Origin of the sequence: Eubacterium sp. MSJ-13, assembly GCF_018918235.1 — a bacterium.
Taxonomy (GTDB): domain Bacteria; phylum Bacillota; class Clostridia; order Lachnospirales; family Lachnospiraceae; genus Butyribacter.
In genome coordinates this window covers 1-14,527 of sequence record NZ_JAHLQE010000043.1, presented here as the reverse complement: position 1 = coordinate 14,527, position 14,527 = coordinate 1, and the positions used below count along the sequence as shown (strand labels likewise).

Annotated in this window: 10 protein-coding genes; 8 read left to right on the top strand and 2 right to left on the bottom strand. The window is 36.4% G+C overall.

Annotated elements, in window-relative coordinates:
- Positions 1 to 1,721: pectate lyase-like adhesive domain-containing protein (locus KQI69_RS02735; protein ID WP_371818708.1), on the bottom strand; the 1,721-nt coding region annotated here is incomplete at its 3' end.
- A gap of 708 nt (positions 1,722 to 2,429) precedes the next feature.
- Between KQI69_RS02735 and KQI69_RS02730 the strand changes: the two genes are divergently transcribed.
- Together KQI69_RS02730 and KQI69_RS02725 are read left to right on the top strand one after the other, a co-directional pair.
- The gene (locus KQI69_RS02730; protein ID WP_371818709.1) at positions 2,430 to 4,214 is read left to right on the top strand and encodes an oleate hydratase; all 1,785 of its coding nucleotides are present in this window, start codon (positions 2,430 to 2,432) and stop codon (positions 4,212 to 4,214) included.
- A gap of 253 nt (positions 4,215 to 4,467) precedes the next feature.
- Positions 4,468 to 5,742: an AAA-like domain-containing protein gene (locus tag KQI69_RS02725; protein ID WP_216563750.1), complete on the top strand. Its 1,275-nt coding sequence runs from the start codon at positions 4,468 to 4,470 to the stop codon at positions 5,740 to 5,742.
- 16 nt (positions 5,743 to 5,758) lie between these two features.
- Here the strand turns inward: KQI69_RS02725 and KQI69_RS02720 are convergent, their stop codons facing one another.
- Positions 5,759 to 6,613 (bottom strand): AraC family transcriptional regulator, encoded by an 855-nt coding sequence (locus KQI69_RS02720; RefSeq protein WP_216563749.1) that lies wholly within the window; start codon positions 6,611 to 6,613, stop codon positions 5,759 to 5,761.
- Between the two features lie 232 nt (positions 6,614 to 6,845).
- Between KQI69_RS02720 and KQI69_RS02715 the strand changes: the two genes are divergently transcribed.
- The 6 genes from KQI69_RS02715 (at position 6,846) to KQI69_RS02690 (ending at position 14,459) form a co-directional block, all read left to right on the top strand.
- The gene (locus KQI69_RS02715; RefSeq protein WP_216563748.1) at positions 6,846 to 8,402 is read left to right on the top strand and encodes an alpha-amylase family glycosyl hydrolase; all 1,557 of its coding nucleotides are present in this window, start codon (positions 6,846 to 6,848) and stop codon (positions 8,400 to 8,402) included.
- A 497-nt stretch (positions 8,403 to 8,899) separates the two neighbouring features.
- A complete protein-coding gene (locus KQI69_RS02710; protein ID WP_216563753.1) occupies positions 8,900 to 9,556 on the top strand; it encodes an IS607 family transposase in 657 nt (218 codons plus the stop codon).
- Entirely contained in the window at positions 9,486 to 10,664 is a 1,179-nt protein-coding gene (locus tag KQI69_RS02705; RefSeq protein WP_216563747.1) for an RNA-guided endonuclease TnpB family protein, read from the top strand. Before KQI69_RS02710 ends, KQI69_RS02705 begins: the two co-directional genes overlap by 71 nt.
- Positions 10,665 to 10,872: 208 nt before the next feature.
- Entirely contained in the window at positions 10,873 to 11,271 is a 399-nt protein-coding gene (locus KQI69_RS02700) for an HTH domain-containing protein (RefSeq protein WP_216563746.1), read from the top strand.
- 393 nt (positions 11,272 to 11,664) lie between these two features.
- Positions 11,665 to 13,386, top strand: coding sequence for a GspE/PulE family protein (locus tag KQI69_RS02695; protein WP_371818707.1), 1,722 nt, complete (start codon positions 11,665 to 11,667; stop codon positions 13,384 to 13,386).
- A gap of 11 nt (positions 13,387 to 13,397) precedes the next feature.
- Entirely contained in the window at positions 13,398 to 14,459 is a 1,062-nt protein-coding gene (locus tag KQI69_RS02690; protein ID WP_216563745.1) for a type IV pilus twitching motility protein PilT, read from the top strand.
- Positions 14,460 to 14,527 lie beyond the last annotated feature (68 nt).

Sequence of the window (14,527 nt, the reverse complement as noted above, 5' to 3'; positions counted from 1 at the left end):
GTAGCCGTCGGTTCAGCCGTTGGAGTGGCAGTCGGTTCAGCCGTTGGAGTGGCCGTCGGTTCAGTGGTAGGCTCAGTGGTTGTCTCAGTAGGTGGCTCAGTTTTGGTAGCTGTGAAATTAATATCTACACTTCCTATAACCAAGTTTTTTAAAGCTTTTACATCACCTACAGTATCAAGAGTTTTGCCTTCAATTGATTCAGAAAAGAAAAGTAATGTATATTTGCCTGATTTGATTTGTTCTTCTGATTCATTGTGGATTAGGTAATATTTACCAGAATCCATATCGTCATCTAAATAAGTTAATGTAACAGGGTTAGACCAATCAGTTTGTGAATTAGTGGAACTATCGTTACTGTTCCAGTAATCAGTACTAATAATGGTATTATATGCATAAAATCCATAAAGAGCAGAGGTGTATGCTTCCCAAGGGGTTCCGTTGCTATATTTCCATGTAATATTCATAGAAGGAGAGTTGTCATTTATTTCATTATCACAATCAGGTATGTCCTTTATATAAATATTATTTGTAAAATCAGTTATTTCAACATTAGAAATATCTTCTTTTTCTGGTTCTTCATAATGACAAATCCAAGTATTATCATTGTTTATAAGGCTGTAACCGTTGTCTATATATTTTTGTGCAAAGTTAAAATCAGCTTGTGAATTGTCATTATTAACAGTAATGTATGGCCAGTCTATGGAAGGCATATCCGTACATGAAGGTTGGCGATTTGTAATATAAAGCTGCGATGAGCCACTTGCCGTTTTATTTAAAATAATTCGTCCGTCACGACCAACGATTATATCTGCCTTTTTATCAGTCGTTCCTCCTGAAAAATCTCCGTTTATAGTGGCATCAGACATATCTGTAAGGTCAAGACAAGAGTCCCCCTCAACTGATATATTATTTAAAACAGTTGAAGCAGTTGGAGTAAATGTTCCATTATTGCTGATATTTATAGTTCCCATTCCATTAACAGATGTATTTTTTGTAATGTTACAACCACTGATGTTAAAAGTTGTATTTGTATTACCGGTAATAGATGGGATGTTTTTGATTTCATCCGATGCTGTTCCTGTAATAGAAATAGTTGCTTCAGAGTTAAGTTTAGTTGATACTTCTCCACGCACCTGAGTATATGCATCTAAAGAAAGTTCAGCTTTACCTTTGTATTCGGTATATTTGCCTGATTGTTCATCGTTTCCCATAATGATATCTTGAAAAATAGGAGTGTTGTCAGCTCTATTTACAGTGAGAGAAGCATTTGTACCAATATTTGTATTTGTGTGGAAACCTCCTCCATATACTGTAGGCAGAAGTTCGTTTTCAGTACCGGTAAGAGAATTATTACCACCTTTTAAGTAAGTATCTACATTTTCTAAGGTAAGGCTGTGACCGGCAAGAAAAATCTCACGCTGAGGAACGGCATTAAGTGCATTAGTAGATGTAAAATGGAGATTTAAATTTTTAAATGTTACATTATCTCCTGTTATCTGTATTGGACCACGACTGGTAATTGTTATATCAGGAGTTTGTCCCTCAATTGTTTTGTTTGCAGGTATATCAAGTGGGATAGTTTGCTTACTTGGTTCTTCAGCAGACAATGTTAGTGAAAAATCTTTGGCAACAATTATGTGATTACAGTTTTCATCTTTTAAAGCAGCAGAAAATTTTTCAAAAGTATCTACCGTAGTTGTGTTTTCAGCCTGAGCTGACACAGATTGTACTGTCGGCTGGTATGTCGCAGCTTGTGTACATGTCTCAGATAATACGATACAGGAAGTGAGCAGGCAGCAGATAAAATGTGATAGGCGTTTTTTCATTAATTAGATCCTTTCTGTGAATTGTGGGTAGTTTCTTTTTCTTTTGTTGTTCATTATCAGTTTCAATTATGTAAGTAAAATACACAATGTTCCTAATTATAACAGGAAAAACAAGATAAAGCTATTAAATATAATGTGTTTTTTACATAAAAACTTGTGATAATTGCGATTTTTGTGCTTTTAACATTGTTTAATTAAGAGAATTGCATTTTTTTTGAAATAAAATTTCAGGGAATCGGATTCAAAAGAATAGAATTTTATATTATCAGGAATACTTATTTATGTATAACTTTGTTGTCAGCTATGCGACGGGAAATCGTGCAGGTGGCTTGATTGTAAATATAGTGTAGCAGATTGGAGAAAAACATGAACAAGAAAATTATTAAAACAGCTTCTGTTATCGCTGTCGGAGCGGGTGCAGCAGCTTTGTATAAGGCTAAATTTGCAAAAGACAATGAATCTGACAGTAATTCGTCTGGGTGTGGTTGTGCAGGGAGAAAAAGTGACGGATGCAAAAATAATAGTACTGATAGTATAAGTCGTGATGCAAAAACTGATTATCAGAATACCGAGCGTGGAAAATATGATAAGAATAGTAAAGGTATTTATTATGCAAGCGGTAATTATGAGGCGTTTGCAAGACCTAAAAAGCCTGTCGGGATTGAGGGAAAATCAGCGTACATCGTGGGAAGTGGTCTTGGTGCACTTGCAGCCGCATGTTTCCTTGTGAGAGATGCGAAGATGCCGGGAGAGAATATCCATATCCTTGAGGCTCTTGATATTGCGGGCGGAGCGTGTGACGGTATAAATGATGCTTCAAGAGGATATATAATGCGTGGCGGTCGTGAGATGGAGGATCATTTTGAATGTCTGTGGGATTTGTTCAGGAGTATTCCGTCTTTAGAAAATAAGGATGAGTCTGTTTTGGATGAATTTTATTATTTAAATAAAGAAGATCCCAATTATTCACTTTGCAGAGTTACAAAAGACAGGGGAAAAGATGCTGAACTTGGCGGCAGATTTGGGCTTAGCCGCAAGGGATGTATGGAGATAATGAAATTATTCTTTACCTCCGATGAACAACTGTATGATAAAAAGATAGAAGATTTCTTCGATGATGAGGTGTTTGACTCGAATTTCTGGCTTTATTGGAGGACGATGTTTGCTTTTCAGAACTGGCACAGTGCATTGGAGATGAAGCTCTATTTCAAGAGATTTATCCATCATATAGCAGGACTTCCTGATTTTTCAGCATTAAAATTTACAAGATACAATCAGTATGAATCACTTATAATGCCTATGCTTAAATACCTCGAAAATGCAGGTGTTTCATTTAAATTTAATACCGAGGTTACAAATGTGATATTTGATATCGAGGGAAAGAAAAAGACGGCGAAAACAATTGAGTGTGTTGTGTCCGGTAAAAAAGAAGAAATCAAACTTGCGGATAACGACCTTGTTTTTATTACAAACGGAAGCTGTACGGAAAGTACGATATACGGTGACCATGAGCACGCACCGACAGGAAGTGCCGAAATCAGAAAAAGCGGATGCTGGAGTCTTTGGAAAAATATTGCAAGACAGGACAGGGCTTTTGGAAATCCTGAAAAATTCTGTTCAGATATTGAAAAGTCAAAATGGGAATCAGCAACGGTTACAACATCGGACGATAAGATAATTTCATATATTGAGAAAATATGTAAGAGAGATCCACGCTCAGGAAAGGTTGTAACAGGCGGAATCGTAAGCTGCATGGATTCTTCGTGGCTGCTTAGCTGGACTATAAACAGACAGGGACAGTTTAAAAAACAGAAGAAGGATGAAGTCTGTGTATGGGTTTACGGTCTGTTTACCGATGCCATCGGTGATTATATAAGGAAACCTATGAAGGACTGCTGTGGCTGGGAGATTGCTGCTGAGTGGCTTTACCATCTTGGTGTTCCGACAAATGAGATTGATGAGCTTGCAAAAGAGCACACAAACTGCATACCGACAATGCTTCCTTATATAACGGCATTCTTTATGCCGAGAAGAAAAGGAGACAGACCGGATGTTATTCCTGATGGAAGTGTGAACGCTGCATTTTTAGGGCAGTTTGCCGAGACACCGAGAGATACCATATTTACAACGGAATATTCGGTGAGAACAGCTATGGAGGCGGTTTATGGACTGTGTGGAGTAGACAGGGCAGTGCCGGAAGTCTGGGGCAGCACTTATGATGTAAGGGAACTGGTTGAAAGTTCAGTAAGACTTATGGATGGAAAGTCGCCGCTTGATATGGAACTTCCAAAACCTTTAAATATGGTAAAAAATGTTGTTTTAAAGAAAATTAAGGGAACAGATATTGAGAAGATTTTGAAAGAGCATGGTGTTTTGAATGAGGGGTAGACTTTGAAATATTGTTTTGAGTAAGTAGTAGAGCGCACCACGAATATTCTCTTGAGTGTAAGCATTTAGACTTAAAATGAAATGTTGTTCAATATCATTGAAACAGTCACAAAAGTGTGTAAGTGTTATTTAGAGTAACTTACACACTTTTTGTGAATTGTGTTACAATGAATACATTGATGTTCATCATGTGTAAAAAACTTACACGAATTTGTGGTACAATAAAGAGAAGAATATATAGGAGGTCGTACATATGCCGAAACGATTTTGTATTACGGGAACATGCATACCTGATAAAAATTATATGGTGGATATAAGTGACAGAATAGACATGATAATTCATGATTATATTGAGCGTGGTCAGTATTTTACGATAAATCGGGCAAGGCAGTATGGAAAGACAACTACATTATATATGCTTGAACAGAGCTTGAAAAAACAGTATCTCGTTATCAGCTTGAGTTTTGAGGCTGTAGATGAATATTTTGCGTCACTTGGCACACTTGCTGAGGGATTAGTCATGGATATCGCGGAGTGTTTGAAAGAACAGAATGTTGCAGAAAATATTATCAGTGAATGGAATGAGCCGTTATCGGAAAAATTTCCTATGCGGTCATTGGGAATAAAAATTACAAATTTGTGTAAAAACTGCGACAAAAAAGTAGTTCTGATGATAGATGAAGTTGACAAAAGCTCGGATAATCAGATTTTTCTTTCATTTCTCGGGCTACTTAGAGAAAAGTATCTGAAATGTCAGCATGGAAAGGATGTTACATTTCAATCTGTGATATTGGCAGGGGTATATGATGTAAAAACTCTGAAAATAAAACTGCATCCTCAGGACGAAACTAAATATAACAGTCCATGGAATATTGCGGTAGATTTCATGATTGATATGAGTTTTAGCATTGATGATATAAAGTCTATGTTGCTGGAATATGAAAATGAACATAATACAGGAATGAACATTGTTGAGATATCATCAATGATATTTGATTATACCTCTGGATATCCATATCTGGTGTCACGAATATGCCAGTTGATTGATGAAAGAGTTGCGGTGAGCGGTGGGAAACGAAATGAGAGAGATGCATGGACTAAAGAGGGAGTTTTGCAGGCGGTAAAGATTTTGTTAAAAGAGCCTAATACTTTGTTTGATGATATGACAAAGAAGCTGTTAGATTATCATAAATTAAAAGATATGCTTCAAAAAATATTGTTTGATGGAATTGATTTCCCATTTAAGAGGGAAAATCCGATAATAAATCTGGGAGTTACATTTGGATTTTTGAAAGACAAAAATGGTATTGTGGCGGTGTCAAACAGAATTTTTGAGACACAGCTTTATGATACCTTTTTATCGGAGATGGCAATTGATGAAAAATTGTATATAGATGCCGCAGCAGACAGAAATCAATTTATATCTTCAGATATGCTGCAAATGGATTTTGTTATGAAAAAATTTTTTGAGTATTTTGAAGAAATATATACTGATAATGACCATAAATTTGTAGAGGAAAATTTTTGAGTTCACCATCTTTCTCTCACACACTTCGCCCGTCCGGATATTCCCTAGGTGTGCATCCGACCATAGCTTTAAAAAGCCTGTTAAAGTTTGAGAGGTTTTGAAATCCGCACTCAAAAGCGGCATCGGCTATCTTGCTGCCGTCAAGAAGCATTTCACATACTTTCTGGATGCGGAGTTTGTTTATATATTCGATAGCGCCTACACCTACAGTATCGTGAAATTTACGCATAAACCAGCTTTTGCTAAGATGTGCTTTTGCAGCTAGAAATTCTATGGTGAGGGATTCATTGTAATGTTCATTTATATAGTAGAGAATTTCACGAATTTCATTGCTCTGTGGCTGTTTTTTATTAAAGATTACCGAGTTTCCTGTAAATGCATACCATAAAAAACGCAGCAGTTCACCTTTCATAAGAAGGTCTGCCTGTGGGGAATTTTGTACAGCACAGGATACGATATTTGAGGCTGCATGATGCATTTCTTTATAATAATTATTTTTATCTGTAATATGCAGAAGCTCGGCTGAGAGGCTGCACATCGGAGAGATTATCTGCGAAAAACAGCGGTCATTTGTACTTCCGAGCATATCCGTATTAAAAACAACAGTATCATAAATCATCTTAGTATCAGATTCAATAGCGTGCAGCATGTGTGGGAAAAAGAGGACGATATCTCCTGTGCATGCTGTTATTTTTGTTTTATCAGTAATAAAAACCCCTTCGCCCTCAGTGATAAAATTAAGTTCCCATTCTGAATGGCTGTGCATAGGGACAAAAGGAAAAAAATCCGGAATCGCACTTTTATAGTAGCTGAACGGAACAAGAGCATTGCTGTGATGTCTGTTTTCCTGTAATGTATTTTTTTTAGTCATGGTACTTATCCCTCAATTCAAATTAAACGGTAGTATAGTATAAGTTTTCAAAACTTTTTTACTAGAATATAAGTTATAGTAAGTATTATTATATTGTTAAATTAGCAGTAAGTCAAAAGATTGCTGTTATATGTTATAATCGTTATAAATGTTATTATATGAACTAAAAGTTAATTCAGCACTTACGATTTAGCTGGCACAACGAAAATTCAGACAAACAGGAGGACTAAAAATGAGTAATACAAACGAACCAAAGTGGCTTGACAACGCAGTTTTCTATGAAATCTATCCGCAGTCATTCAACGACACAAACGCTGACGGTATAGGTGACATAAACGGTATCACTGAGAAACTCGATTACATAAAGGATTTAGGCTGTAATGCCATATGGATAAATCCATGTTTCAAATCGCCTTTCGGTGATGCAGGTTACGATGTTGAGGACTATTATATGGTCGCACCAAGATACGGTACAAATGAGGACCTTGCAAATCTTTTTAAAGAAGCACACAAGAGAGACATGCATATACTTCTTGACCTTGTTCCGGGACATACTTCTGTACAGCATGAGTGGTTCAAGCAGTCGATGAAATCTGAGAGGAATGAGTTTACAGACAGATATGTGTGGACTGACAATATATGGGAATCACCTGAGGGCATGGGTTGTATCAGGGGTATCTCAGACAGGGATGGTTCATGTGCGGTCAACTTTTTCTCACATCAGCCGGCACTTAATTATGGATATTATAAGCCTGAGCGTCCGTGGCAGCAGGCAATGGATGATGAGGGACCAAAAGCTACACTTGAAGCGATGAAAGATGTTATGCGTTTCTGGCTTCAGATGGGAGCAGACGGTTTCAGAGTAGATATGGCAGGCTCACTTGTAAAAAATGATGATGAAGGAAAGGGAACGATAAAACTCTGGCAAAATGTAAGAGAATTTCTCGATAAAGAATTTCCAAACGCCGCTATGGTTTCAGAATGGGGAGAGCCTGACAAATCGCTTCAGGGTGGTTTCCACATGGACTTCCTTCTTCACTTCGGACCATCTCATTACAATGATTTATTCCGCTGTGAAGAACCATTTTTCTCATCAAGAGGAAAAGGTGATGTATCAGCTTTTGTAGAAAAATACCTTGAAAACTATGAGAAATCAGAAAAGAAGGGACTTATGTGTATTCCTTCGGGAAATCATGATATGGGACGACTTTCACAGGAAATCAAGGGTGATGAACTTAAAGTAGCATTTGCTTTCCTTTTATCAATGCCTGGAGCACCGTTTATCTACTATGGTGATGAGATTGGAATGAAATATGTAGAGGGACTTACATCAGTAGAGGGTGGATATGGAAGAACTGGTTCAAGAACACCTATGCAGTGGGATGACAGCGTAAACGCAGGATTCAGCAATGCAAAGAAAGAAATGCTCTATGTAGCACAGGACAGTGATGAGAACCGTCCTACAGTAAAGAATCAGGCGGCAGATGAAAATTCACTTTACAATGAGATAAAGAAACTCATAAAAATAAGAAAAGAGCACACAGCCCTTTTAAGCAAAGGTGAGATAGAATTTGTAGCAGCAAAGAAAGACACATATCCGCTTGCATATGTAAGAAGCAGCGAGGAAGAAAAAATCCTTGTAGTAATAAACCCTTCTGCTGAGGAAGTTACATTTGAGTATGATGGAAAACTTGGAGAAACTATCTACAGCTTTGGCGGAAGTGTGGAAAGCGATGGAAAAACTGTAAAGACATCAGCACAGACAGCCGCATTTGTAAAACTTGCATAATTTTTACATAGAAATCATAATAAATAATAGAAAAGACTCGGACAAAAAAATTACCACATTCAATGTGGAAGTTTATTTGTTCGAGTTTTTTTATACAAAATGCTAATATATTTATATAAAATAACCTGTAACCATTACTTTTCCAAAAATGACAGATATGGTAAAATATTGCACTATATCATATCAAGTAGCAGAGTGGATTGTAAATATCCGCTTGACTGCTGCAAATGTCCTGATTGTGTAACGAAACATGACAGGTATATCAATGCAGCAAAAAATATGCTGGCAGAAGGGTTAAGACAAATAACAGACAGGGCAGGGAGTGTGAAGCACAAACGATGGCTGCGAAGTGTGAAGTTTATTGGCTTTAAACAATGAGCAGTTTATAGGATTTAAAAAAGGAGGATTCCTAAGTAGCTAAAAACAGAGATAAGAGTGTTTAAATGTGATATAATGTGCTCATAAACCAAAAGGAGGATTTTATGAACACAAAAAATATTACAAATTATAAACCAAAAGATTTTGCTGAATTGTTAGGCGTATCTGTAAAAACATTGCAAAGATGGGATAGAGATGGTGTATTAAAAGCAAATCGTACTCCTACTAATAGAAGATATTATACTTATAATCAATATTTGCAATTTAAAGGAATACAAACAGAGAATGATATAAGAGACATTGTTATTTATGCAAGGGTTTCAACTAAAAATCAAAAAGATGATTTAAAAAATCAAGTTGAATTTTTAAGACAATTTTGTAATTCAAAAGGAATTATAGTAAATCAGTGTATTGAAGATTTTGGAAGCGGATTAAATTATAATCGTAAAAAATGGAATAAACTACTTGAAGAAGTTATGGAGAATAAAATAAAAATGATTGTAATTTCAAGTAAAGATAGATTTGTTCGATTTGGATATGATTGGTTTGAAAAGTTTTGTGAAAAGTTTAATACACAAATAATCATTGTAAATAATGAAACTCTTTCGCCAAATGAAGAATTGGTTCAAGATATTATATCAATCTTACATGTATTTAGTTGCAGACTATATGGATTAAGAAAATATAAAAATCAGATAAAGGAGGATGAAGAAATTGCTAAAGAGCTTCAAAACGGAAATAAACCCAACACTGGAACAGAAAATCAAAATAAATAAAACAATTGGAACATGTAGATTTGTTTATAATTTCTACATTGCTCATAATAAAAAGGTTTATGAAACTGAAAAGAAATTTATTTCAGGTATGGATTTTCAGAAATGGTTAAATAATACTTATTTAAAAGAAAATCCAGAGTTTTTATGGATTAAAGAAGTTAGTTCTAAATCTGTTAAACAGAGTATTATGAACGCTGATAAGGCGTTTAAAAGATTTTTTAAACATCAAAGTGCTTTTCCTAAATTTAAGAAAAAAGGAAAGTCAGATGTGAAAATGTATTTTGTAAAGAATAATCCAAAAGATTGTTTTTGTGAAAGACATAGGATTAACATTCCTACTCTTGGATGGGTTAGATTAAAAGAAAAAGGTTATATTCCAACTACAAAGCAAGGATATGTCATTAAAAGTGGAATTGTTTCACAGAAGGCAGGTAGATATTATGTATCTGTTTTGATTGATATATCAGAAACAGAAAAACCACAATTAAATAATTTTGGATTAGGAATTGATTTAGGTATTAAGAATTTTGCAGTCGTCAGTAATGGTATCATAAAGAAGAACATTAACAAGACAGCAAGATTAAAGAAATTAGAGAAACAATTAAAAAGAGAACAGCGTTGTCTATCGAGAAAATACGAAGACTTAAAGAAACGCAATAAGATTAAGAAAGGAGATGCTACTAGACAAAATATACAAAGACAAGTCTTAAAGGTACAAAACCTTCATCATAGAATAGATAATATTCGTACAGATTACATTAACAAGATAATAGCTGAGATAGTGAAAATCAAGCCATCTTATATAACTATTGAAGATTTAAATGTAAGCGGAATGATGAAGAATAAGCATCTTTCTAAGGCGGTTGCCTCACAGAAGTTTTATGAATTCAGAAAAAAACTTGAAGCTAAATGCAAAGGATTAGGAATAGAATTAAGGGTTGTAGACAGATGGTATCCATCAAGTAAATTGTGTCATAAGTGTGGATGTATTAAGAAAGACTTAAAACTTTCTGATAGAAAATATATCTGCGAATGTGGCTATAATTCTGATAGAGATTTTAATGCTGCGCTTAATCTAAGAGATGCTTTAACTTACAAAATAGCATAATCAGGCATTTGTAGGTATGTACCGAAGGCTTATTCGGGAATTTACGACTGTGGAGTGTACATTGTTGTTCCAACATTGGAACTTGTGAGTAGTACATGAATTTATTCATTACAAAAGCATACATGATGAAGCAGTAAGTAATGTTCGTGAGAACTTACAACTTCTCGATATGGGTATGTTTGTTCATATTTTGAGTAGCAGAGCAGTTATGATTCAAAGAGAGCTACAGAAATTACTTGATATTTTGAAAACAGATGAGTATATTACAGCTTCAAATATTGCTGAAAAGTTAGATGTCAGTGAGAAAACTGCACGAACCAGAATTAAATTGCTGAATGATGAACTTGAAGATAATGGGGCGCAGATTATCTCAAAAGCAAGATTTGGCTATAAGCTCAACATTACCGAACAGGAAAAATTTGACAAACTGTTTAAGAAAGAAGAGAGTGATAAAACATCTTATATACCTGATAATGGTAATGTCTATGTGGCGTACAGGCGTATCAGCAGCATTAAGTGCATTGATACCCGGTGTAGTTTATTATTATATTGTCGGAGCTACAGTAATCTATGGAATCACAACACTTATAATGCATATGATAGGTAAATGAATTCAAAAAATCGTAACGGATAATAAATGATAATAGTAGAATATATTTTTTCACAGATAACAGCTAACAATTAAAAATTTTGTACAGTTCTTCATGTTGAAGGCGGATGTGAACGCAGGCAGACAAGTGTTTACATCCGCCTTTTTGGTGAAAAAAATGCATTAAAAAGAAGATTTTGAGAAAAATATTCATAATTTGGACATAAATGTAAAATAATTTATTAAAAATTGTGTTCAGAAAATATTGCTTTTTATTGAGATAAGGTGTATTCTATAAACAAATATGAGTTGAAAAAAATTGAGTTAAGGGTGAAATTGAGTTAAAAAACAAAAATCATAAAGGGAAAAAGGGTGAGTTAAGGGTAAAAATATCATGAGGTGATTTTTGTAGTGAGGACAACAACTTACAGGAGAAAGAAAAGACTGGGAGATCTTCTTGTTGAAGTAGGGGTTATCACAGAAGAACAGCTCGGTACTGCATTAGAGATGCAAAAGACCGAGAAAAAAGGCGAAAAGCTTGGAAGCGTGCTTATAGAACTTGGCTTTACGACAGAGCAGCAGATTATGGAGGCACTGCAGCAGCAGCTTGGTATAGAGAGTGTAGATTTGTCAAATATCCGTATTCAGGATGAAATCATAAAGATGATCGATGAGTCGGTATTGCGTAAATATAGTCTGATTCCATTTGCATTTAGTGAGAAAAATCCAAACATATTAAAAGTAGCGATGAGTGATCCGCTTGATATCAGAGCTATGGATGACATATCTATCATGACGGGATTTCAGATTGAGAGATGTGTGACGGTTCAGAGTGATATAGCTACAGCTATAGACAGATATTACGGAAATGCTGAGGTACTTCGTGTTGCGGAGCAGTACACAAGGGAGAGACAGCAGCAGAACACAGGCACTATACAAGATGAGGACAGAGATGAACAGGCAGAAGCACCTATTGTTAAGCTTGTCAGACAGATCATAGAGCAGGCTGTACATAAGAGAGCCAGCGATATTCATATAGAACCTATGGAGAATCAGGTTCGCATCCGCTTTCGTGTAGACGGAGTACTGCATGAGGAGATGAGACATGATATAGCGCTTCATGCTGCTATGATAGCACGAATAAAGATAGTCAGCGGACTCGATATCTCTGAAAAAAGAAGACCGCAGGATGGAAGAGCCACATCTATTGTTGACAGGCAGGAGTACGATATACGAGTATCATTGCTTCCGACAGTATACGGCGAGAAGGCGGTTATGCGACTTGCACAGAAAACGGGACTTACAAGAGACAAGAGAGATTTAGGATTTCCAGATGATGAATTGGAAAAATTTAACGATATACTAAGCCATAACAATGGGTTAATATTAGTAACAGGACCTACGGGAAGTGGAAAATCGACAACACTTTACACGGCGCTCAGCGAATTAAATGTTGAAGGCGTGAATATAATTACAGTAGAAGATCCTGTTGAGGCTAATATTAATGGTATAAATCAGGTTCAGGTGAATGAAAAGGCAGGACTTACATTTGGTTCAGCACTCCGTTCCATCCTCAGACAGGACCCTGATATCATTATGATAGGAGAGATACGAGATGCAGAAACAGCAGAGATAGCAGTAAAAGCATCTATCACAGGCCATCTTGTTGTAAGTACACTTCATACGAACAGTGCGGCAAGTACTATTACGAGACTTGCAGATATGGGAGTACAAAGTTACATGATAGGTGATTCTGTTATAGGAGTTATCGCACAGCGACTTGTAAGAAGAGTCTGTCCTGAGTGTGGTGTGACAGTTGAAGCTGATGAGGATGATAAGAGAGAACTTGGAATTAAGGATAAATCTGAAAAATTCATGATAAAGAGGGCACGCCACTGTGAATGTGTTCGATGTGGAGGAACAGGTTATTTCGGTAGAATCGGTGTCTATGAGATAATGCCGGTAAACCGCGAGATAAAAAGAGCGATAAATAAAGGCGAAAATGCTGATGTCCTCGAGCAGATAGCACTTAAAAATGGTATGAAAACATTGAGAATGAGTGTCATAGACTATGTGTTAAAGGGAATTACCACAGTAGATGAAGTTCGTCGTGTCACATATGAAAACAATTAGGAGGAGAAGGTATGGAGACAACAATGTATGCTCTTTTGATGAAGGCAAAAGAACTCGGTGCATCAGACTTACATATTACAGTTGGTATCAAACCTAAGTGCAGGATTCGAGGCGAACTTTGTGAGATGCCTGATTTTGAGAGGATTTTGCCGGACAAGGCAAAAGAGCTTGTCGAGTCTATGATGAAGGAGTCACAGAAAAAGATAATGGCAGAAAAGGGAGAGCTTGACTTTGCCTATGCCATAAATGAAGTCGGAAGATTTCGTGTAAATGCGTTTAAGCAGCGTGGCTCATATGCGGCAGTACTGAGACTTATCGGGACAAGTATTCCGAGTGCAGAAAGTCTTGGAATACCACATCATGTCATAGAGCTCACAAAGAAAAAGAGAGGACTTGTGCTTGTCACAGGACCTACAGGAAGTGGTAAGTCAACGACACTTGCCTCACTTATAGATATTATAAACAATGAAAAAAATGTTCATATAATAACACTTGAAGACCCTATCGAGTACCTTCACAATCATAAAAAAGCGATAGTAAACCAGCGTGAGATAGGACTTGATACGGAGTCTTACGGTGATGCACTCCGTTCGGCACTTCGTGAAGACCCGGATATAATACTTGTCGGAGAGATGCGTGACCTTGATACTATCTCGACAGCGGTTACGGCAGCAGAGACAGGCCACCTCGTATTTTCGACACTTCATACGATAGGTGCCGCACCTACGATAGAGAGAATCATAGATGTATTCCCACCGCACCAGCAGGAGCAGGTCAGAATACAGCTTGCCTCGGTACTTGAAGCAGTCATATCACAGCAGCTTTTACCGAGAGCAGACATAAAGGGCAGAATCGCAGCATTTGAGGTAATGTTTGGAACGCCTGCCATAAAGAACCTTATCAGAGAGGACAAGACGCATCAGCTTCCATCTATTATGCAGACAAGCAAGAAAAACGGCATGATAATGATGGACGACTCATTGTTTGAACTTTATCTCAAACATAAAATATCGGCTGACAGTGCAGTAGAGTTTGCACAGGACGACACAAAGATGCGTGGTAAATTGTTCTAGAGATTACAGTACACTAGTGTACTGTATCAATGATTTTCAGCTAAATAACGCAGGGTAAATTTTCAATC